Source organism: Streptococcus oralis, assembly GCF_003943825.1.
Taxonomy (GTDB): Bacteria; Bacillota; Bacilli; order Lactobacillales; family Streptococcaceae; genus Streptococcus; species Streptococcus oralis_CD.
The window spans coordinates 1-22,347 of record NZ_RJNJ01000001.1 but is presented as its reverse complement, the minus strand read 5'-3'; the positions used below and the strand labels follow the sequence as shown (position 1 = coordinate 22,347).

Here is a 22,347-nt window from a genome sequence, read left to right as displayed (position 1 = left end):
TGTATATGACTAAACAAAAAATAAATCAAATTGTCGGTTCAATCGGGGCCTTTATCGGGATTATTGTATTTATCGCCTACATCCCACAAATTTTTGCCAATTTACAAGGCAACAAAGCTCAACCATTCCAGCCTTTATCCGCAGCAGTATCTTGTTTAATTTGGGTTATTTACGGGTGGACAAAAGAACCTAAGAAGGATTGGATACTAATTATTCCAAACTCAGCTGGCGTTGTCTTAGGTGGACTGACATTTCTTACTGCACTATAAAAGTTACTAGCATATAATCAAAAAGCTGAGAAACTCTTCTCAGCTTTTTCTATATTCTCAGATAATTAGACGCCTGCACTCACTTATTTCCGCTTTTCCACTCACAATCATTCTCGTGGTCGTCAATCAGACCTGCCGCTTGTAGAAAAGCTAAAACTGCGGCTGGACCTGTGAACTTGAAGCCTCGTTTTTTGAGATCTTGAGATAACTTTTCAGACAAGGCTGTTTTAGCAGGTGCTAGGTGATAGTCAGGAACATCATTCACGATCGTTTTTCCCTCAACAAAGGACCAGAGATAAGCGTCAAAAGAGCCAAAGGTTTTCTGGACTTGTAAAAATGCTTGGGCGTTGGCACGCGTCGCAAAGAGCTTGGCACGATTTCGGATGATGGCTGGATTCTCTAACAAGGCTTCCAACTCCCCATCTGCCATCTCCGCGACCGCCTGAATTTGATATCCATGAAATGCTTCTCGGAAAGCTTGGCGTTTGTTTAGTACCGTTTCCCAAGATAGACCCGACTGGTAAGTTTCCATGCACAATAACTCAAACAATGCTTGGTCATCATGGAGGGGGTAGCCCCACTCCTCATCATGATAGGCTACATATAAAGGGTTGTTCATTTTAACCCAACCACAGCGTTTTGGCATACTCTTCTCCTATTTTACCAACATCTTAAGGGCCGACTTGATATAGTTCTCAGCTGTATCTGTCGTTCCTTCAAAGAATTTCTTGATTTTCTTAAGCTCGGTTGCCTTGTAGCCCAGTGCCAACATGGCTTCCATAGCTTCTTCCAGTTCTTGGTTTTCAGCGCTGGTTTGCACTGCCACCTTGGCAGGAAGGTCATCGCTAGCCACAACTACCTTACCTTCCAAGTCTAGCACCATCTGCTGGGCTGTTTTCTTGCCAATTTTAGGGAACTTAGTCAAGTAGGTGATGTTCTTAGTTTCAATCGCCTGAACCAAGCCAGCATTGTCATCAGCTGCGATGATAGCAAGAGCTGATACCGGACCAATCCCTGATACCGAAATCAGACTAAGAAAGAGTTTCTTCTCATCTTCTGATCGAAAACCATAGAGCAGATGGGCGTCCTCACGGACAACTTGGTGCACATAAATTTGAGTTTCTTGATTGACCTGACCTGAGTAAGCATAGGGATTGGCTACATGCAAAATATAACCTATACCATTTGCCTCTAGGACGATGTATTTGGCAGTGATTTTAGTAATGATTCCTTTTAAATATTCGTACATAATTTTTTCTCCATTATTTTGCCTATCTAGTATACCATATTTCCCCAAGACAGACTGCAACAAAAGGTGCAACCTCTGGTTGACAAATAGTACAGGAGATTGTATTCTCATTATAAGTAAAAATTGTTAGGATAGAGGTAGAAAAAGGAGGATAGAATGATGAAACTCGCAGAAAAACTATTTGAACTCCGAAAGGAAAAAGGTTGGTCCCAAGAAAAGCTAGCAGAAAAAATTAATGTTTCTCGGCAAAGCATCTCAAAATGGGAGTCTGGACAAGTCCTTCCAGAAATCGAAAAAATCATTGAATTAAGCAAGATTTTCCAAGTAACAACTGACTATCTACTACTAGATGAAAATTCTGAAAAAACTTCTACAGAAGTGATCTTGGAGGAAGACAAGGACAAATACTATAAAGAGGTTAAATCCTATGGTCTCTGGCAAGTGATTTATATTTTCGTCTTGGCTTTGGCTATCTATCTCTTTTTAGCTGGTTCTAGTTTCCCGGCCGAATTCACCGTCTGGATTTGGCTGACCTTCGTTCTCTTAATCGCTTCAGCGATTGCTATCAACAAAGCTCTCAAAACCAAACAGCGTTATCTTGATAAGGTGGTTGGTCTTGAGAATCCTTTGAACCAAGACGACTCTACAAAACCTTGAGTCAATTGAATCATATTTCTCATAACTTTTATAGGACTGGTCTTGTCAAGCAAGTGTAAACCTCGTGTCAAGTTGCCCATGTCCATTCAAAATGCCCACCTTAGAAAAACTAAAAAGCCTTGTTCAAAAGGAACAAAGGCTTTTTGTGTTCTTAATATTTCCCCAACTCACGAAGACTCGTATGATTTTCCTGAATGCGTCGGAACATTTTTTCCATATCTGACTTGGTAAAATGCACCAAAACGGGACGTCCGTGTGGACAGTTATAGGGATTGTCACATTGAGAAAGCTGATAAAGGAGCTGTCTGGCTGAGTGGTCATCGATACGATGGTTGGCCTTGATAGACCGCTTGCAGGACATCATGATGGCTAGCTCTGCTCGGTATTTCTTGATCGAAACTTCCTTAGTCAAGAGCAGCATGTCGCACATTTCATAGATACCTGACTCAATCTCTTCTTCTGCCATCCAAATAGGATGTTCACGCAGGATAAATTGATTTTCCCCGTACTCTGCTAGAAAGACACCCACTTCCTCTAAAAGAGGCATTCTTTCCTTGAGACGAAGCGCATCATCCGCAGGAAATTCAAAGATGTAGGGCACTAGGAGTTGCTGCTGGCTCTGGTCAACATTGCCGATGCTTTCACGGTATTCCTCGTACTTAACCCTTTCCTGAGCCGCATGCTGGTCTATGATGTAGAGGCCATCTCGCCCTTGGGCAAAAAGATAGGTCCCGTGCATTTGTCCGAAAAACTCCAACTCTGGGAAGCTGGATGATTCTTCTCGCTCCAGCTTGTCATAAGCCTTATCGAGGCTAGCAAGATCTAACTCTGGATGGTCCAATTGGTCATAGTTAGCAGGCTTTCTCTCTGCAAAATGCAGTTTTGCTGGCTTAGTCAATTGGTCCAAAGTTTCTTTAGCAAACAGGGTTAGGTCCCTACCCTCCTCAGTTAATTCAACCTGGTGGTCAGCCACCTCAGCTTGACTAGGTTTTGAGAGTTCTGTTTTTTCATAGTAAAGCGTATTTTCTTTGAGTGGGAGAATGGTCTGCTCTACCTTTTGACGATTGCGCACGGTCGACTTGGCAAGATTTTCTAAAGCATCAGGAATCAAGGCTTGCTCCTTGAGACTATTTGAAATAGCCTCTGAAAGCAGCGCCATCAGTTCTCTTTCCTTAGAAATCCGCACTTCTTGCTTGGTCGGATGCACATTGACATCTGCCAAATAAGGATCAATATGGATGTGAATGACAGCCAGTGGAAAACGCCCTACCATGAGCTTGCTTCCATAACCGTCAAGAATAGCACGGTTGAGTAGAAAGTTCTTGATATAACGGCCATTGATGAAGAGGCTGATATAGTTGCGATTTGCTCGGGTTAACTCAGGCAGAGACACAAAACCTGTAATTTCGAAATCTAAGTCAGAGTTCTCAATTTCAATCATCTTCTTAGCACTCACCAAACCGTAAATCCCTGCGATGGCTTGACGCAGTTGACCAGTCCCTGCTGTCCGCGTCATTTCCTTGCCATCACTAATCAAACTGAAGGAAATTTCAGGATGAGCCAATCCCAGACGGTTGACAATATCAATGATATGAGACAGCTCCGCTTGCTGGCTCTTCATATACTTGAGGCGGGCAGGTGTGTTGAAAAAGAGGTCCTCCACACAAACTTTGGTCCCCACAGGACTAGTCGCTGGGATGACTTCCTCAACCTCACCCCCACGCGCAACGAGCTTGGTCCCATGACTCGCACCATCCACCGCCGTCAACAGAGTCAGCTCACTAACAGAAGCGATAGAGGGCAGGGCTTCACCTCGAAAGCCGAGCGTCCGAATCCGAAAGAGGTCTGCTTGATTTTTTATCTTACTGGTCGCATGTCGACGCAAGGCCAATTCCACCTCATCGTGGGCAATTCCGTGACCATTATCTGTGATTTGGATCTTCTTGAGACCGGCTTCCTCAATCTCAATGATAATCTGGCTAGAACCCGCGTCAATGGCATTTTCTACCAACTCTTTGACTACACTGGCAGGACGTTCGATAACCTCCCCTGCAGCTATCTGGTTTGCCAGTACCTCTGGCAATTCAATAATATGAGACATCTTTCAGCCCCTTTCTGTATCTATTTTCCTAGAAATTGATTAGTGCTATTATACCATATTTCAGATGTTACCAGAAAAAGCAAATACCACATAGACTCCAAATCTCTCCACATAGACAAAAGCTCTTGCCATGGGTCGTAAAATAGTGTTTAATAAAGGTGTACAGGAAGTGATCACAATTTTGTATGAAATGTAAGGAGGGAAATTTATGAAAGTAGAATTACAGATTAAGGAGACTTACGAGGAGGAAAAGCTGATTGTCCAAGCACCTAAATCAACCGAGAAAGTCCAGAAAGTTATCGAGTACGCTGAAAATCTTGACCAAAAAGAAACAATCAAAGGAAAGATTGAAGATCAGGTCTATCTAGTTGAAATTAGTAAGATTCAGCGCTTCTATATAGAGAATCGAAAGGTTCTAGCAGAAACTGCATCTCAGACCTATACCATTGATTTGCGTCTCTATCAAGTTCTTGACATTCTGCCGACCACTTTTATCCAAATTTCCCAATCTGAAATCGTCAATATCGATTCCATCTCTCATCTCAAACTCACTCCCAACGGCCTGGTTGAAATTTTCTTAAAAAACGAAAGCTTCACTTACTCTTCACGCCGTTACCTAAAAACCATCAAGGAGAAATTAGAACTATGAAAAAACAAATCTTTCACGATGCAGCCGCTGGTGTACTTATCGGCCTCATCCTCTCTATCCTCTTTTCACTCATTTATGCACCAAATACCTATGCCCCACTAAGTCCCGAGTCTCTTATCGGCCAAGCGATGGCTCAACATCAGGTTCACGGTGCTCTAGTCTTGCTCTACTGCATGATCATCTGGTCAGCTATCGGCGTTCTCTTTAGCTTTGGCAGCCGCTTATTCAGCCGTGACTGGAGCCTGCTCCGTGCCACACTTTCCCATTTCTTCCTCATGCTGATTGGCTTTGTTCCACTAGCAACTCTGGCTGGTTGGTTCCCCTTCCACTGGACCTTCTATCTCCAACTCATTCCAGAGTTTGCGATTGTCTACCTCATCATCTGGGTCATTCTCTATAAAAGAGAAGCTAAAAAAGTAGACCACATCAATCAACTTTTGGCCCATAAAAAGTAATAGAGAAAAACCCACTCACAATGTACTGACCCCCAAAAGTTGGACAAATAATTATTGAACGGATTTAGTTCTGTATTGCACAGGGCTAAGTCCTTTTAGTTTGACCTTAATTCGTTTATTGTTATAGTAATCAATATAGTCTACAATAGCTTATTTCAATTGATCAAGTGACTGAAACGTCTTCTCATAGCCGTAAAACTTCTCAGACTTAAGAATGCCAAAGAAGGACTCCATCATGCCGTTGTCTGGGCTGTTACCCTTACGTGACATGGATGCTTGAATTCCCTTATTCTCTAGGAACCGATGATAAGAATCATGTTAGTATTGCCAGCCTTGGTCACTATGGAGAATCGTATTCTCATAGTGCTTCTCTGTGAATGCCTGTTCTAACATCGTTTTTACTTGTTCTAAACTAGGCGAACAAGAAAGATTAAAAGCAATAATTTCGCTGTTAAAGCCATCTAAAACTGGTGATAAGTAGAGTTTTTGACTGCTTGCTGGAATGGCAAACTCTGTCACATCCGTATAGCACTTTTCCTTTGGCCTCGATGCTTCAAACTGGCGTTGAATGAGATTCTCTGCTTTCTTGCCAATCTCTCCTTGGTAGGAAGAATACTTCCGTTTTCGACGGATACGAGCTGTTAAACCAAGATTTTTCATCAGACGTTGGACCTTCTTATGGTTTACTATATACCACGATTCCTCAATTCAAGAGTTATTCGGCGATAGCCATAGTTGCCTTTATGCTCACTATAAATGGCTTGTATTTCGTCCTTTAGCTCTTTGTCCTTATCTGGTTGATATAGCTATTTCAACTGATAATGGTAAGTTGAGCGAGGTAAACGAGCCGCTTCAAGAAGTAAATCTAGTCGAAATCCTTCTGAAATCATTTCTCTAACTGTCTCTGCCTTTCTCGCTCTAAGGCCTCGTCCCTTTCCTCTAACTCTTTTAACTGTTTTAGGTAGGCCACCTCAGTACGTAAGCGTTCATTCTCTTCCTGAAATCGCTCTAGTTCTGTCATTTCTTCCCGAGTTTTCTTCCGTTTACGTCTCATTTTAGCTGGTCTCCCTCTTGTTTTCTCAACAATAGTATACCCGTTTTTTTGTATTGTGCCTGCCAATTCGAAAGTAATCCACTACTTGGAAAAGCATAATCAAGACTAACACTTCTATGTGAACAACCTTCCATCAGAACTTTATCTATCATTTCTTGTTTTAGTTCCGGGGAATAATAATGACTCTTCCCTTTTTTGACGATTTCTATTCCGTAACGATCAATCAATCGGACTAAGTACTTAAGATTTGAAAGGTTCATTCCATATTTATCTAACAGTCGCTTGAAGCTGATTCCTTGTTTTCTTAGTTCATAGATTTGAACTTTATCTTCATAACTTAATTTCATAATAAAACACCCCAAAAAGTTAGATTTTTTCTGTCTAACTTTTGGGATGCAGTTCATGCAAGAGTATTCTTCTACCAAATCTACTATGGATGAGCTTTATCAAATACGAAAGAACTATGGAATTTATATGGATAAGGATAAGGAGATGGAGTGATGGCTTTTCTATATTCTCCTCTTACCTTGTTTGTTTGATCATGCACTTAATTGCTTCATCAATATTGAAAACTGTACCTTTTCCATCTATCCATCTATCCCAAAAATCAATAGTTGAACTTTTAGGTTCTTCTTTAGGTTTATCTAAAATAATTTTAGTAGGTAGCTTAATCGAATCTCCAATAACAATACATTCTCCAACATCAAGATTTGGTAATGTTTCAACCAAGCCTACCAATGAATCAGTTAACATAGTTGCCACTGCTGATTTATCTCTATCATTCGTAATTTTTAAACTTATAATATTATTGCATTGAGATATTATAGTAGAATTTAATTCCGCAGGTCTTTGAGAAACAATAACCAATGAAACACCATATTTTCTCCCCTCTTTAGATAATTTTTCAAATATCTCCAGCGATTTATTCTCAACCGCTTTCAACTTCGTTGTATCTCTCGGCATATATAAGTGTGCTTCATCGCAAATAAAGGCTATAGGATGCCTAGTCTCATCTGTTTTAGGCGACATCCAAAATTGGACTTCATATACCAGTCTTGTAACAATCCCTATTATTATAGGTAACATATCTGATGGGACTTCTGATAAATCTATTACTTTTATCTTTTTATCTAGTCCCATTATTTTTTCGACAAATTCTTTCAGATAGTCAGCTCTTACAGTATTATCTTCATTAAATACAAACCCATATTTTTTATCATCTATTTTTGTCTGAAGTCTCGTAATAAGGTTTGTTAATTTCCCATAGTATTGACCTTGTTTCGTCTTTGCTTGTCCTTTTTTATCTCCTGTTTTATATACTTCACCTGTTGTTTCTTCCTTTATATTTTCATCCTCTAAATATGCTTTTAACCCTTTTGCTGAAAAAGGAATCGGCGTATCTGCTGTAATTATTTCGGATGAAAATTCAGTCATATTTTCTTCAAGATACCTTTTCTTGTGCTCTAAAATATATTTAATTACTGCTGCCCTTTGATTTGTAGATGTCCCTTCAGAAGATTCAATAAACAATGAATGAATTTCCTCATAATTGAAACACCACAGAGGAATATGTAACCCATCCTCAGAGTCACAAATTTTTATCTGTTCAGCATAACTTAATTCATTGTATTCACCATGCAAATCAAAAACAATTAAATTAGCGTGCTCCAACTCATTTGCTTTTTCAAGAATATTTGCTACAGTAAAAGATTTTCCACTTCCAGTACTTCCTACTATTGTTGCATGTCTTTGAAAAAATCTATTTCCATCCAAAATAGCTTCAACAGTTTTATTACTTGCATATTTGCCAATAATTAATCTTTTTTCTGAAGATATCTCATTTTCAAGAGAGTTCATAATAATAGAGAGAGCTTTACCATCGGCTAAATAAACTTTGCTATTGATTTCAGGATAAGTGTTCACTGCTCTTTTGAAAATATTTTGTTTAGTTGAAGACAGTTTTTTATAAAATGTACCTACTAAAGTTATATTGCAAAAGTTATATGAATACTCTTGTTCTTCAGTTTCTTCGTCATCAATATCAATTCTCTTTTTGCTCACCCTAGTTACTATTCCAATTAGTTTTTCATCTGCATTATTTCCAGATAAAACAACTATATCATTTATTTTTAGCCTATTTAAAATTTCTTCCTTTTCTACTGATACAGATACTTTCTTGGTATCAACATTTTGAACAACTCCAACTTCTTGATTTAAATAATTTTGAATATCTTCCATAATTTTCTCCTATCCTAAAAAAGTTTGCGAAAATACATTTATATCCCATAATTCCTTATTTATATTATATTTTTTACCTTTATATACCATATAACTTCCTTCTTCTGTACCGCTTTCTTTCTCTTCATATTTATAAAATAAGGTCCAATTTTCATTTTTCATTGCTCTATCTAAAAAAGATTGTTTTATCGTTCTTGTCAAGACAACCACATCCTTTTGAGTATCCTCAAATACTGTATTAAAATGCTGGTCATTAAAACCATATCCATAAATAAATATAGAAAAATTCTTTTTAGAGTCTGTTATCAATTCATTAAAAATTTCTCTATGACATCTGAAAATACCGTTAATCATTCCTGACTTATATTTCATACTGCCTGGAGCAATAATATCTATATACCGCTTGTTATCTTTTAGTAGTTGATAATCATTAATCTGATATTCCCTATCATTCTTTTTTATCCAATTGACTGATCCATGTGGCTTAAATAATCTTACTAAAGGAACGCTCTTAGAAAAAAAATCATAAGGTTGCTTTAGTATATTTTCATTAAAAGTTTGATACATATTCCCCGAAAACCCTAATGTAGTTGATAGTTTTAATTTATCACAAATTAGTTCTATTATTCTGTCATAATTAGGAGTCATTATATCGATTACTTGATTGTTTACACTTACAGTTCCTAATAGGTACTTTAATAATTTTTCAAATCCGGAAACTTCATTTAATATATTAAAATGACGAACGTATTCTTCATCTAAAATAAATTCACTCGTTATCTCTCGAATTGTTTCCACCAACGATTCTTCACTTATTGAAACATCTAATAAGGCTGCTTCCAAGCCTTCATCTTTGATCTTCCCTTTATATTTGTTCCACTGTTCTTGTAACTCTAAATCACTGATACTTTCAAATGACTTCTCCAATTTTTCAGCCAATTTCGCCATTCCCGGAATATTCATTGCAATAGATAGCCCTGTTCCAACTATCAATTTAGGAAAATTTACACCTGATAGGTATCGTTCCTTAATGTCCATAAATATTGGCTCAAATTCTTCACTATCTATATTCATCACTACACTCCATAATTTCTTCAATACCACAATCCAAAGTATTGCAAATTCTAAGTAAAACATCCGTCGTTATATTCTGCCCATTCTTCATTTTGTAAAATGTGCTTTTACTTATTTTTGCCTTTTCCATCAATTCATTATTTGTCATATCTAAATCAATAAGTTTTTTGAACAATTTTTTATAGCTAAATACTCTCATCTATATTATTATCCCCTGTAATTACATTTAGAGTTACATATGGCTCTTTTAGTTTAATAAAATTATCTAATTTTGTTCTTCTGCCAAGATATAAAAAATACATAATATCATTAAATTCTTTTATTTCTTCACTATCCTCATCTATAATTCCATATTGCTTGTAATACGGCAATGCACTTTCAAAGTCGATATACAAATGACCTTTCGAATCTATTTCATTTCCAATTTTCATAATTTTATCAATACACAACTCATACATATTTTTATAAAGCGAATTAAATCTAATTAGCTTTATAAATTCTATCCCTTTATTTTCTGCAATCTCATTAAATACTTTATCTGACATTACATCTAAATTAATCAAGTTGTTTTTTTCAGCTTCAATCCATCTGATTGCTTCTTCTTTATCAAATGCTTTAACAATAGCTAATGCCAATCTATCAATAACATGAATGTTATTTGGATATTTATTATATAAAAATATTAACACCTTATACCGCACTATTGGTGGTAATAATGAAAATGACCGTAAAACATCACTCCTTGATCCAAATTCATAAGTTTCAAAATAATTTATAAGCATGAATGAAAGCATATCCAAAAGCTTATCCACGATTTTGTCAAATTCATCAGATGTAACCTCTTCTAAATACTCAGTATGTGTAAATTTATTNCCATCCTGTTTAATATTATCTAATGCTTCTTTTAAAAACTCACTATTATTGAGAGAATCAATTTTTTTAGATATTTCTTTTGCGCCAATCGTAATTTTTTTACTTGGATTAATATCTAAAATTTTTCTCACTATCACTTCTGCATACTGGCGAATGGTAGCAATTTTATTTCGGTTAGATGTCTCCGAATAAAAAATATCCCCCATTAAATCTTTTACCAATATTTGATATTTTTCATTATCAAATTTCTTCATTCAACAACATCCCTTCAAGAAAACTATATTTATTGTATTATACCATAAAGTACACTTTTTCATAAAAATGTTCTCTTTAATCAAACTTACGCAAATAAAAAAAAACAGTTCAGTGTACTGACCCCCAAAAGTTGGACAAATAATTATTGAAGAGATTTAGTTCTGTATTGCACAGAGCTAAGTCCTTTTAGTTTGACCTTAATTCGTTTGTTGTTGTAGTAATCAGTGTAGTCCACAATAGCTTGTTCAAGGTCTTCTAAAGACATAAAATACTTCTCATAACCGTAAAACATCTCCGATTTCAAAATACCAAAGAAGGACTCCATCATACCGTTGTCTGGGCTATTGCCCTTGCGCGACATAGATGCTTGAATTCCCTTACTCTCTAGGAACCGATGATAAGAATCGTGTTGGTATTGCCACCCCTGATCACTATGGAGAATCGTATTCTCGTAGTGTTTCTCTGTGAATGTCTGTTCCAACATGGTTTTCACTTGTTCTAAGTTGGGCGAAGTAGAAAGATTATAGGCGATAATTTCGCTGTTAAAGCCATCTAAAACGGGCGATAAATACAATTTCTGTGTGCTATTTGGAATGGCAAACTCTGTCACATCTGTATAGCACTTTTCCATTGGTCTCGATGCTTCAAACTGGCGTTGAATGAGATTCTCTGCTTTCTTGCCAATCTCTCCTTGGTAGGAAGAATACTTCCGTTTTCGACAAATTCGAGTTGCTAAATCAAGGACTTTCATCAGACGTTGAACCTTCTTATGATTGACCGCATAACCACGATTTCTTAGTTCTAAGTGAATCCGACGATAACCATAATTTCCTTTGTGCTCAGTAAAAATAGCCTGAATTTCAGTTTTAAGATCTTTATCTTTGTCAAGCCCATCTAGTTCCTTCAACTGATAATAGTAAGTTGAGTGAGCTAAACGAGCTGTTTCAAGAAGTAAATCTAGTCGAAATCCTCCTGAAACCATTTCTCTAACTGTCTCTGCCTTTCTCGCTCTAAGGCTTCGTCCCTCAAGTAGGACTTTATCAATGATCTCTTGTTTTAATTCAGGAGAGTAATAACGGTTTTTCCCTTTTTTGACGAACTCTATTCCGTAACGATCAATCAATTTAATCATGTACCTAATATTAGAATTGTTTATCCCAAATTTATTTGAAAGCTTCTCTAAGCTATACCCTTGTTTTCTAAGTTCATAGATTTGAACTTTATCATCATAAGTTAATTTCATAATAAAAACACCCCAAAAGTTAGATTTTTTCTGTCCAACTTTTGGGGTGCAGTTCAACACATGAGTGGGATTCTTTTTATAATTTTTGTTTGAGCTCGACCAAGACATTCATAGCCTGCATAGGTGTCATATTGTACACATCCAGTTCAGCTAATTCTGCTAGGATAGGATGTTCTGCTGGCGTATCAAAGAGAGAAATCTGTTCCGTGACGGCGCTAGTTTGCCTCATCGGAGCAGGACTTTCCGTCCCTTGATTCTCCAGTTGAGTCAATATCTTATCCGCCCTTGATAAAAGTTCTGCTGGTAAGCCAGCAATCTTAGCAACGTGGATACCGTAGGATTTGTCAGCTGGTCCTGGTTCGATCTTGTGAAGGAAGGTAACCTGCCCATCCTGCTCCAAGGTCGCCACATGGACATTGACCAAGTTTTTTAAGCTGGACTCCAGACTGGTCAACTCATGGTAGTGGGTCGCAAAGAGGGTTTTGGCTCCGATATGTTCATGAATGTATTCGATGATGGACTGGGCAAGAGCCATCCCATCATAAGTAGCAGTTCCGCGTCCCAATTCATCAAAGAGAATCAAGGAATCCTTGGTCGCATGCGAAATGGCATTGTTAGCCTCCATCATCTCTACCATGAAGGTTGATTGACCTGAAACCAAATCATCTGCCGCTCCGATACGGGTAAAGATGGCATCGAAGATAGGCAAATGGGCGCTTTCTGCCGGCACATAAGAACCCAGCTGGGCCATAACCGCCGTCATGGCTAACTGGCGCATGTAGGTAGACTTCCCGCTCATGTTGGGCCCTGTGATTAGCTGAATACTGGTATCTTCTGCCATCTGGATACTGTTTGGAATATAGGTCTGAGCTCCCATGACCTTTTCGACGACAGCATGGCGCCCTTTTTGGATATCGATTTGTGAGTCGTCACCGAACTCAGGTCTGATCAAATGCTGGGTTTCAGCCACAACTGCTAGACTTTGCAAGACATCAACCGTCGCAATTCCTTGGGCTAGAGCCTGCAAGCGCTGGATATACTTGCTGACTTCCTCACGGATACGCATAAAGATTTCGTACTCTAGATTAGCTGACTTCTCACGCGCCTCCAACATATCCCCCTCGATACGGGCCAATTCCTCAGTCCCAAAGCGTTCCGAGTTTTTCAGCGTTGCCTTGCGGAAAAAGTGGGCCGGAACATTTCCCAGTTGCGAATTGGTCACATGGAAATAGTAACCATCTTTTTTATTGTAGTCAATCTTGAGCGTGCTGATGCCAGAGTTTTCTCTCTCCTTAGCCTCAATCTCAGCAATCCAGCTAGTCCCTTCTCTGAGCACACGACGGTACTTGTCTAAGGTCTCATCAAATCCCGTACGGATAATGCCACCTTCCGTAATCACGTGAGGAGCTTCAGGAGCAATGGCAGCACTAATCAAGCTCTCCAACTCAGGGATGGCATCTAACTGTTTGATAAGATAGGCCAGGGCAGGTTGCTCCATGCCTTCTAAAATCGCACGAATCCGTGGTACACTGGATAAGGTGGTTGCCAATTGCAAGAGATCCTTGGGATTGGTCTTGCCAAAAGAAACCCGACTAGCCAAGCGTTCGATATCATAAACACCCTTGAGACTGTCTGTCAAATCACTTCGCTCAAAGAAGTGGTCAAGAAAGACCTGCACCACCTCTTGACGTTGGACGATTCGCTCCTTATCAATCAAGGGACGATGAATCCAAGAACGTAAGAGCCGCATACCCATAGCCGTTTTGGTTTCATCCAAAAGCCAGAAAAGACTCCCTTGCTTCTTACCTGAACGGGCATTCTCAACCAAATCCAGACTAGCCTTGGTCGCATAATCCATCTGCAAGAAATCTTTGATTTCATAGCGAATAACTGGTTTGAGGTGGTTCAATTCCCGCATCTGGGTCCGATGAACATACTGGAGGAGCTTACTAGCTGCTGCTTGCTCCACAGCTGCCAGTCGTGGATCCAGTAAATGAATATCCTCAAAGCCTTCCTTCTCATAGGAAAGCACCAAATTCATCTGATGGCTGAGGATTTGTTCTTCTTCCTCAGACAAGTCATAACCCAGCACCACTTCTCGAGCCTTGAGATTACGGATTTCCCCACAAACCAACGTGAAATCTAATAGACCTGTCACATAAAAGTCACCCGTCACCAAATCCATATAAGCCAGACCAAATTGATTGCCATCACAATCTAAGGAAACCAAGAAATTATTCTGACTATCCGGCATACTGCTATCAACGACCGTTCCAGGTGTGATGACCTGGACCACCTCTCGCTTGACAACACCAACTGCTTGTTTGGGATCTTCCATCTGCTCGGCTATGGCTACCTTATAGCCCTGCTCAATCAGAACATCGATATACTGCTGGGCAGAATGATAGGGGACACCCGCCATGGGTATCGGATTTTCTGCATTTTTATTCCGACTCGTTAAGGAAATCTCTAAAATCTGTGCTGCATTAATTGCATCTTCATAGAACAACTCGTAAAAATCACCCATCCGAAAAAGCAAAAAAGCATCTGGGTATTGTTTCTTAATATCCACATACTGTTGCATGCCGGGTGATAACTTTTCTGTTGCCATTTTCCGTCTCTCCTTGCTAAAAATAAGGTCTTGAGAGCAACTCCCAAGACCTTATTTATCTTTCATCAAATCTAGCAAACGATCTTCCATCAGCTTGGCAACGTGCTGGTCTCGACAAATAACCAATAAGGTATTAGCACCAGCAACCGTTCCTAAAATCCATTCATCCTTGTTTGCATCTACAATGTTTGCTAAGACTGCAGCTTCTCCAAGTTTGGTATGAAGTACCAATGTGAACTCAGCTCTTGCAACTCCTTCTAAATGATGAGACAAAAACTCAACTAAATCAATCTTATCTGTCTCATTTGCTAGTACATAATACACCATATCATTTTTCTTAACCTTGGTCAAGCCGATTTCACGCAAATCACGTGACAAAGTCGTTTGTGTCACATAAACATTACGAGCTTCTAAACGATCTTGAATCTCTTTTTGTGTCCCAAGTTTTTCTTCGGTGATCATCTTTTTAATCAATTGATGCCGTTCTCTTTTTCTCATATTATCCTCTTAAGTGAATATTTATAACAACTTTTACATTTATTTTATAACTATATTATACCAAAAAAACTAGATAATTCAAAAAAATTCTTTTCTTTCTCAAAAAATGTAGTAAATTGTGTTAAAATAGTAAAAAAGCCCAAAAGGAGCCCTTATGAATACAAAAGAATTGATTGCTAGCGAGTTGGCTAGCGTCATTGATAGCCTGGATCAAGAGGCTATTTTAAATTTACTGGAAACACCTAAAAACTCAGAAATGGGAGACATCGCCTTCCCTGCCTTTTCTCTAGCAAAGGTCGAGCGTAAAGCTCCTCAAATGATTGCAACAGATATTGCTGAAAAAATCAATAGTCAAGCCTTTGAAAAGGTTGTCGCAACAGGACCTTACGTCAACTTTTTCCTTGATAAAAGCGCTATTTCGGCTCAGGTATTACAGAATGTCATCACTGAAAAAGAGCACTATGCCGACCAAACCATTGGCAAGCAAGAAAATGTCGTTATCGATATGTCTAGTCCCAATATCGCAAAACCATTCTCTATTGGTCACCTGCGCTCAACGGTTATCGGAGATAGCTTGTCACATATTTTCCAAAAAATCGGCTATCAAACGGTCAAGGTCAACCATTTGGGAGACTGGGGCAAACAGTTTGGAATGTTGATCGTTGCCTACAAGAAATGGGGAAATGAGGAGGCCATTAAAGCGCATCCAATCGATGAACTTCTTAAGCTCTACGTTCGCATCAATGCTGAAGCTGAAAAAGACCCTAGCTTGGATGAAGAAGCCCGCGAATGGTTCCGCAAACTGGAAAATGGAGATGAGGAAGCTCTCGCTCTCTGGCAATGGTTCCGTGATGAAAGTTTAGTGGAATTCAATCGTCTTTACAATGAATTGCAAGTTGATTTTGACAGCTACAACGGGGAAGCCTTTTACAACGATAAGATGGATGCTGTTGTAGACATTCTCGCTGAAAAAGGACTTCTTGTTGAGTCAGAAGGGGCTCAAGTTGTCAATCTTGAGAAATATGGAATTGAACATCCAGCCCTTATCAAAAAATCTGATGGTGCAACTCTCTATATCACACGTGACTTGGCTGCAGCCCTTTACCGTAAAAACGAATACCAATTTGCCAAATCCATCTATGTTGTTGGTCAAGAGCAATCTGCCCACTTCAAACAACTCAAGGCAGTGCTACAAGAGATGGGCTACGATTGGAGCCAAGACATTGTCCATGTTCCGTTTGGTTTAGTAACAAAAGAAGGGAAAAAACTCTCTACCCGTAAAGGAAATGTCATCTTGCTAGAACCGACTATCGCTGAGGCTGTTAGTCGTGCCAAGGCCCAAATCGAAGCGAAAAATCCTGAGTTAGAAAATAAAGACCAGGTTGCCAACGCTGTTGGAGTTGGGGCTATCAAGTTCTATGATCTTAAGACCGACCGTACAAATGGATATGACTTCGACCTTGAAGCTATGGTATCCTTTGAAGGAGAAACTGGACCTTACGTTCAATACGCCTACGCTCGTATCCAATCTATCTTGCGCAAAGCCGATTTCAAACCAGATGCAGCTGGCAACTACAGCTTGAACGATGCTGAAAGCTGGGAAATCATTAAGCTACTCCAGGACTTTCCACGTATTATCAATCGTGCAGCAGATAACTTTGAACCTTCTATCATTGCGAAATTTGCGATTAGTTTGGCTCAAGCATTTAACAAATATTATGCACATACACGTATCCTAGATGAAAGTCCTGAGCGCGACAGTCGTCTGGCCCTCAGCTACGCAACCGCAGTCGTCCTCAAAGAAGCTCTTCGTTTGCTCGGAGTAGAAGCGCCGGAGAAGATGTAAATCGCCAAAGTTACTTGATTGCAGAGCAATCTAAGTAACTAACGCCAAATCCTATTCGGACTTTGGCTAGGCGCTTCACTAGTCATGGGCTCTAAATATAATCGATTTAGAACCCATGACGTCGTAACTATGGTGATTTGGCTAGGCGCTTCACTAATTCACCTAACCAAATAATATCGATTTAGTTAGGCTCATGTCGTAATCTTTTAAATTACTTGAAAGCAATCTGAAAGATTGAGGCAAAATAACATTTATATTTTGTTCGGCCTTGCAGCTGTTCAATGAAACAATTTATTCACTTATACTATTTCTTTATCACACTGGGAGATTCCTTATGAGCCAATATGCTTATATCCTCGTTGTACTTAGCTTGGTTTTCCTTTTTCTGCTCAATAAGTACGAGAAGGAAAGACTTCAAAGACTCTACCAAGAGCAACTCTTGAAGGATGAAACATTTAGGTCTGACATCAAAGAGAAAATTCACACGACTGAAAATATCAATGATGTCATTGCACATATCAATAAAACTTACCATCTGGGAATGTTGCTCTCAAAAGACGTCACAGATCAATTGAAATAATCAAAATCCGAGAAGCTTTCTTCTCGGATTTTTTAGACTTACCATATTCTCCTTGGAGAAATTTCATTAATGCATGTAAAGTTTTCTGTAATTTTCTGTATTTTTTCAAAATATTCTTGCATTTCTTTTAAGTTTTTTGTAGAATAGTAGCTATCTATTCAGATTATTCTGAAAATTCAAAAATAGGAGCGTTTATTATGTCACAAGTTACGTTATCAAACCAGTCAACCTGGGCAAGCAAACTAAAGGCAATGGGACCAGGAATCCTCATGGCTTCTGCTGCCGTTGGAGGTTCTCACATTGTATCCTCTACTCAAGCTGGTGGTTCTTATGGTTGGTCACTACTCCTCTTGGTTATCTTGGCCAATGTTTTTAAATATCCATTTTTCCGTTTTGGTGCCGAATATACTGCCGACACTGGCAAAACCTTGGTGGAAGGCTATGCTGAAAAAGGAAAACTCTATCTCTGGATTTTCTTTATCCTCAATGTCTTTTCAGCTATGGTCAACACAGCTGGTGTTGCCATTCTGTGCTCAGCTATCATCGCCAGTGCCTTCCCAATGATCGGTCTTAGCATCACTCAATGGTCCCTTATCCTTGTTGCAGTCATTTGGGCTATGTTACTCTTTGGTGGCTACAAACTATTGGACGGTATGGCAAAATGGATTATGTCTGCTTTGACCATTGCAACAGTTCTTGCAGTTATCATTGCAGCAATTAAGCATCCAGAATATAGCTCTGATTTTGTCGAAAAGACACCTTGGCAAATGGCGGCCCTCCCTTTCATCGTTTCCCTCTTGGGATGGATGCCTGCTCCTATTGAAATTTCAGCCATCAATTCACTCTGGTCTGCTGAAAAGAAAAAGACTGTCAACTTTAATACAGAGGACGCCCTTTTCGACTTTAACGTTGGTTACATTGGAACTGCTATCCTAGCTGTATTCTTCGTGGCACTAGGAGCACTGATTCAGTATCCTACCGGGCAGGCAGTTGAAGCTGCTTCAGCCAAATACATCTCTCAATTTGTGGGTATGTATGCCTCTGTTCTTGGAGAATGGTCCCGTTATTTGATCACCTTTATCGCCTTTCTTTGTATCTTTGGAACGGTCATCACCGTTATCGATGGCTACTCTCGTGTCAATCAGGAATCCCTACGACTCTTGATTCGTCAAAAAGAGGATACTCGCAAATCTTTGAACATCTGGATGACCATTACCGCTATCATTGGTATCGTCATCATCAAGTTCTTTGCTGGACAAGTTTCCACCATGCTTCGCTTTGCTATGATTGGTTCTTTCCTGACAACACCATTCTTCGCTCTCTTGAACTATGTATTGGTGACACGTGAGAATAAAAATCTTCCTTCTTGGCTAAAACTCCTCGCTATCGCAGGATTGATTTTCCTCTTTGGCTTTGCTATTTTCTTTATCTATGCACTTGCCATCGGAAAAGCAGGATAGTTTATAAAATGGCACCCTGACAGGGTGCTTTTTGCATACTCAAAAGCAGTTGAAAATCTCAACTGCCCCTCAGTACTACTTTATTTTTCTGTCTCTAACTCATACAAGTCTGCAATGATTGCTGCGACTTTTTTAATATCTCCCAGCATGCCTCTCATTTCAAAATCTGCTAGAACGGGGAAACCAAAACGCTGGCTGTACTGCTTGGCTGTTAGGCAGTATTGATTGTTAAAATTGCGATTACCAGATCCCACTACCCCAAAACACTTACTAGCATTGTCTCCATAAGCGATAAAGTCGCCCACTGGAGTCGTTAGAATCTCAACATCGCCGTTATCGACACCATTTCCACCTTCCAGATAGGTCGGCAAGAAAGCGACATAGGGATGTTCCATTTCAAAGAATTCTTGGCCTTCCTTGACCAAATCCTTGATATGGATTTTTTGGACCTCAATCTCTTCGTACTGAGACAAGAGATAGTCCTTGAGTCGGGTTACAAAACTCTCTGTATTCCCACTCAGACTGATATACACTAGGGATATTTTTTTCATGTTGACCTCGATTTTTTGTTTACGATTTAAAAAGAACTACCAAGATTGTAACTTGATAGTTCTTTTTTGTCAATACTTAGGCACCTTCTTCTGCTTCGACTTCTTCGGCCAAATCTTTTTGTTGGCGCCACATCTTGTAAAAGACTAAGGCTAAAAAGAGAACATTGATAATGATGAACAAAATATTCGTTCCTTGTGCAAATGCTCCCATTCCTAGGCCGAGGGTAGAATCTTTGATTAATTGAACCGCATCTTGAACATTCATATAGCTATAAACCAAACCAACAATCGCTAGTAGAACATAGCCAATATAAGCATAGTTTGCGAATTGCACATTTTTACGTACTAGAAATACAAAGGCTACTACAACTAAAATTGCAGATAAAACAATCAACAACGTATTAAAAATAGAGTGCGATGACGCTGTTACTTGGTAAGTATAGTTGACTGTGTCTTCTAATTGCTGGGCAGTAAGCGTCCCGCTATTCGCCAGGCTAGCACGAAGCACATCTTTACTTGGCAATGGACTCAAGATTCCAAATAATGACATAGATGAAATGAGGGCTGATAGGACTAACAAGACCCAAAGATAAATAGGATTCTTTTTCATGTTTTCCTCCATAAGATATTTTGAACATTATAGCATTTTTTGTACAGGAATACAACTTTTACAAGCTGGTTTCAACTTGTTTCCGATAAGCTTTCGGTGATTTTCCGCACAATTTACGGAAAACCTTGTAGAAATATCCAACATTACTGTAGCCAACTGCATAGCAAATATCTTCGATGCTATCACTGGTCGAAAGTAGGAGTTGCTGCGCTGCCTTAATTCGCTGTTTATTGAGCAATTCCGCAAAGGTTGAGTTGGTTTCCCTCTTGATCAGCTGACCGAGATAGACAGGATTGATAAAGAGATCCTTGCTAATATCCTTAAGTGAGAGCTCTTTCTGATAATCACGCCCAATCACCTCCAGAACGCTCACCACATTTTCATTCATGCGGTACTGGCCAAAGAACTTGGTCAAGGTTTCTTTGATATAGGCAACCAATTCTTCAAAGGTGTTAATAGCATGGATAGCTTTGACTATCTCGGTCATATCATCTGCTTTTAGGTGTTCAAACAAATGAAAGACATCCATGACAAACTGGGTGAAGAGCTGCTTTGTGATAGCCACGCGCGGGGTATTCTCCAAGACGACCTTCTCTAGCAAGGTTAATTCTTCGATGATTTGATTGATATTCCCTTGGATAATCACCCGATAAATCGGCTCATAATAAGAAAACAAACTCTCGGATTTTTCTAGATTAACTGAACCGTAGAAGAGGGCTTTTTCAGCGTTGATCTTCCAATTCTCAAAGGACTGCTGGAAGGGTGCTTCAAATGGTGTCACGACGATGCCATCTAGTGGCTGATCAGAGATGAAAATCTGCCAGTCTTGTCCCAAAACATAGTAAGGAATGGTAAAAGAGCCCTGTTTTTCCTTGGATAGACCAATCCACCAGCTGTCTTTACCTGACAGGTAGTTCGTAAATCCTGTCTCATCCAATTCTTGACTGAGGGTCTGACTTTGTTCCACCTTTTCCTGAAGCCGCTGCGCAATCTTTTCTAATAAATTGCCCAACTCCACCTTGTCTACTGGCTTGACCAGATAATCCACGACACTAAGGTTCATGGCTTTTTTGACGTACTCAAACTCCTGATAACCAGACAGCAAGATATAATAGGTATCTGGAAGTAGCTCTTTCATTTCCCTAATCATCTCAAGTCCGGTCTTATCTGGCATGTTGACATCGGAAATGACCACATCTACTGGATTTTTCTTAATATAGTCCAAAGCATCATCTGCGTGATTAGCTGTTGCGACGACTTGCATATCCCATTTTTCAAAGGGGATTAATCGCTTGAGCCCCTCTGTCACCATGTACTCATCGTCTACTAATAAAACTTTATACATTTCTACCCTTTCTATTCATCCTGGATAGTGATATGGTAACGAACACCTTCTTGCTCAGCTGACTCTACACTGATTTGGTAGCGATCCCCAAAGTAGAGAACAAAGCGTTCGTGTACATTTACTATTCCAATTGATTGCCGCTCCCCACTATAGCTTGCCTCGTGTTCAAAACTTCGTTGAGCTAATTTTTCTTGCAAACTAGCTAGTTTCTCAGCGGGCATTCCTCGACCATTATCTACTACTAGGATTTCAACGAATCCTTGGCCTTTCAAGGCTTTGATACTGATGACATTATCTGTTCTGCGATGATCAACACCATGGGCAAAGTAGTTTTCTACTAATGGTTGGAGTGTAAATTTTGGAATCCTCATTTCTTCCAATTCTGGTGCAATCTTGAAACCATAAGCAATGGATTTAGGATAACGCACCATACAGAGATAGCTATATTTTCGGCAAAATTCTAACTCCTGCTTCAAGGTCGTTTCCCGCTCGTCGGAGATATTGTTGCGTAACAAGCTACTAAATTCATAGATAATATCTGCCAGTTCATCCTGACTTTGCATGACGGCATACATCCGTAAAAACTCCAGAGTATTGTACATAAAGTGAGGATTGATTTGAGCCTGTAGAGCTCGCATATTGGCATCTTTTTGACTGAGCTCTAGCTGATAGATATCGTGGATATTTTTTTCCAGGCGATCCAACATATCATTGGTTGTTTCTGCAATG

The 22,347-nt window shown here is 39.3% G+C and carries 20 protein-coding genes and 1 pseudogene; 7 read left to right on the top strand and 14 right to left on the bottom strand.

All coding sequences use genetic code 11. The annotated features are described in order from the left end of the window. Nucleotides 1-5 precede the first annotated feature (5 nt). On the top strand, nucleotides 6-269 hold the full coding sequence (locus D8863_RS00115) for a SemiSWEET family transporter (RefSeq protein WP_000166112.1): 264 nt from the start codon (nucleotides 6-8) through the stop codon (nucleotides 267-269). A 79-nt stretch (nucleotides 270-348) separates the two neighbouring features. On the opposite strand, the gene D8863_RS00110 is transcribed toward D8863_RS00115, so the two are convergent. Beyond that, a complete protein-coding gene (locus tag D8863_RS00110) occupies nucleotides 349-915 on the bottom strand; it encodes a DNA-3-methyladenine glycosylase I (protein WP_125440744.1) in 567 nt (188 codons plus the stop codon). A 9-nt stretch (nucleotides 916-924) separates the two neighbouring features. Beyond that, on the bottom strand, nucleotides 925-1,518 hold the full coding sequence (ruvA, locus tag D8863_RS00105; RefSeq protein ID WP_000273410.1) for a Holliday junction branch migration protein RuvA: 594 nt from the start codon (nucleotides 1,516-1,518) through the stop codon (nucleotides 925-927). A gap of 159 nt (nucleotides 1,519-1,677) precedes the next feature. Here ruvA and D8863_RS00100 point away from each other — a divergent pair, with 159 nt between their 5' ends. Beyond that, entirely contained in the window at nucleotides 1,678-2,175 is a 498-nt protein-coding gene (locus D8863_RS00100; RefSeq protein WP_125440901.1) for a helix-turn-helix domain-containing protein, read from the top strand. A gap of 151 nt (nucleotides 2,176-2,326) precedes the next feature. Here D8863_RS00100 and mutL read toward each other — a convergent pair whose 3' ends face one another. Continuing rightward, the gene (gene mutL, locus D8863_RS00095; RefSeq protein WP_125440743.1) at nucleotides 2,327-4,276 is read right to left on the bottom strand and encodes a DNA mismatch repair endonuclease MutL; all 1,950 of its coding nucleotides are present in this window, start codon (nucleotides 4,274-4,276) and stop codon (nucleotides 2,327-2,329) included. A gap of 208 nt (nucleotides 4,277-4,484) precedes the next feature. On the opposite strand from mutL, the gene D8863_RS00085 reads away from it, so the two are divergent. Together D8863_RS00085 and D8863_RS00080 are read left to right on the top strand one after the other, a co-directional pair. Further along, on the top strand, nucleotides 4,485-4,925 hold the full coding sequence (locus tag D8863_RS00085; protein WP_125440742.1) for a LytTR family DNA-binding domain-containing protein: 441 nt from the start codon (nucleotides 4,485-4,487) through the stop codon (nucleotides 4,923-4,925). Continuing rightward, nucleotides 4,922-5,380, top strand: a complete 459-nt coding sequence (locus D8863_RS00080; protein ID WP_125440741.1) for a DUF3021 domain-containing protein — start codon at nucleotides 4,922-4,924, stop codon at nucleotides 5,378-5,380. Before D8863_RS00085 ends, D8863_RS00080 begins: the two co-directional genes overlap by 4 nt. A gap of 51 nt (nucleotides 5,381-5,431) precedes the next feature. On the opposite strand, the pseudogene D8863_RS00075 reads toward D8863_RS00080, so the two are convergent. From D8863_RS00075 to argR, 7 genes and pseudogenes are all read right to left on the bottom strand, one after another. Next, a pseudogene (locus D8863_RS00075) lies at nucleotides 5,432-6,781 on the bottom strand (IS3 family transposase). Between the two features lie 175 nt (nucleotides 6,782-6,956). Next, nucleotides 6,957-8,672, bottom strand: coding sequence for an ATP-binding protein (locus D8863_RS00070; protein WP_125440740.1), 1,716 nt, complete (start codon nucleotides 8,670-8,672; stop codon nucleotides 6,957-6,959). A 9-nt stretch (nucleotides 8,673-8,681) separates the two neighbouring features. Next, the gene (locus D8863_RS00065; protein ID WP_125440739.1) at nucleotides 8,682-9,746 is read right to left on the bottom strand and encodes an SIR2 family protein; all 1,065 of its coding nucleotides are present in this window, start codon (nucleotides 9,744-9,746) and stop codon (nucleotides 8,682-8,684) included. Beyond that, the gene (locus tag D8863_RS00060; RefSeq protein WP_024413027.1) at nucleotides 9,733-9,945 is read right to left on the bottom strand and encodes a helix-turn-helix domain-containing protein; all 213 of its coding nucleotides are present in this window, start codon (nucleotides 9,943-9,945) and stop codon (nucleotides 9,733-9,735) included. The genes D8863_RS00065 and D8863_RS00060 overlap by 14 nt, the downstream gene beginning before the upstream one ends. Nucleotides 9,946-11,016: 1,071 nt before the next feature. Then, the gene (locus tag D8863_RS00050) at nucleotides 11,017-12,117 is read right to left on the bottom strand and encodes an IS3 family transposase (protein ID WP_125440737.1); all 1,101 of its coding nucleotides are present in this window, start codon (nucleotides 12,115-12,117) and stop codon (nucleotides 11,017-11,019) included. 76 nt (nucleotides 12,118-12,193) lie between these two features. Then, a complete protein-coding gene (mutS, locus tag D8863_RS00045) occupies nucleotides 12,194-14,728 on the bottom strand; it encodes a DNA mismatch repair protein MutS (protein ID WP_125440736.1) in 2,535 nt (844 codons plus the stop codon). A gap of 51 nt (nucleotides 14,729-14,779) precedes the next feature. Continuing rightward, nucleotides 14,780-15,226: an arginine repressor gene (gene argR / locus D8863_RS00040; protein WP_001231483.1), complete on the bottom strand. Its 447-nt coding sequence runs from the start codon at nucleotides 15,224-15,226 to the stop codon at nucleotides 14,780-14,782. Between the two features lie 154 nt (nucleotides 15,227-15,380). Between argR and argS the strand changes: the two genes are divergently transcribed. From argS to D8863_RS00025, 3 genes are all read left to right on the top strand, one after another. Then, the gene (argS, locus tag D8863_RS00035) at nucleotides 15,381-17,072 is read left to right on the top strand and encodes an arginine--tRNA ligase (protein ID WP_125440735.1); all 1,692 of its coding nucleotides are present in this window, start codon (nucleotides 15,381-15,383) and stop codon (nucleotides 17,070-17,072) included. A gap of 334 nt (nucleotides 17,073-17,406) precedes the next feature. Next, nucleotides 17,407-17,652: a hypothetical protein gene (locus D8863_RS00030; protein WP_000084865.1), complete on the top strand. Its 246-nt coding sequence runs from the start codon at nucleotides 17,407-17,409 to the stop codon at nucleotides 17,650-17,652. Between the two features lie 197 nt (nucleotides 17,653-17,849). Further along, entirely contained in the window at nucleotides 17,850-19,112 is a 1,263-nt protein-coding gene (locus D8863_RS00025) for an NRAMP family divalent metal transporter (RefSeq protein ID WP_049484713.1), read from the top strand. A gap of 80 nt (nucleotides 19,113-19,192) precedes the next feature. Here D8863_RS00025 and nrdI read toward each other — a convergent pair whose 3' ends face one another. From nrdI to D8863_RS00005, 4 genes are all read right to left on the bottom strand, one after another. Beyond that, entirely contained in the window at nucleotides 19,193-19,663 is a 471-nt protein-coding gene (gene nrdI, locus D8863_RS00020) for a class Ib ribonucleoside-diphosphate reductase assembly flavoprotein NrdI (RefSeq protein WP_042903018.1), read from the bottom strand. A 76-nt stretch (nucleotides 19,664-19,739) separates the two neighbouring features. Beyond that, complete coding sequence (locus D8863_RS00015; RefSeq protein ID WP_125440734.1) at nucleotides 19,740-20,273, bottom strand: ABC transporter permease; 534 nt, start codon at nucleotides 20,271-20,273, stop codon at nucleotides 19,740-19,742. 58 nt (nucleotides 20,274-20,331) lie between these two features. Next, nucleotides 20,332-21,618 carry a response regulator transcription factor gene (locus D8863_RS00010; RefSeq protein ID WP_125440733.1) on the bottom strand — a complete coding sequence of 429 codons (1,287 nt, stop codon included), beginning with the start codon at nucleotides 21,616-21,618 and terminating at the stop codon, nucleotides 20,332-20,334. An 11-nt stretch (nucleotides 21,619-21,629) separates the two neighbouring features. After that, on the bottom strand, nucleotides 21,630-22,347 hold a 718-nt coding region (locus tag D8863_RS00005), incomplete at its 5' end, for a sensor histidine kinase (RefSeq protein WP_142999471.1).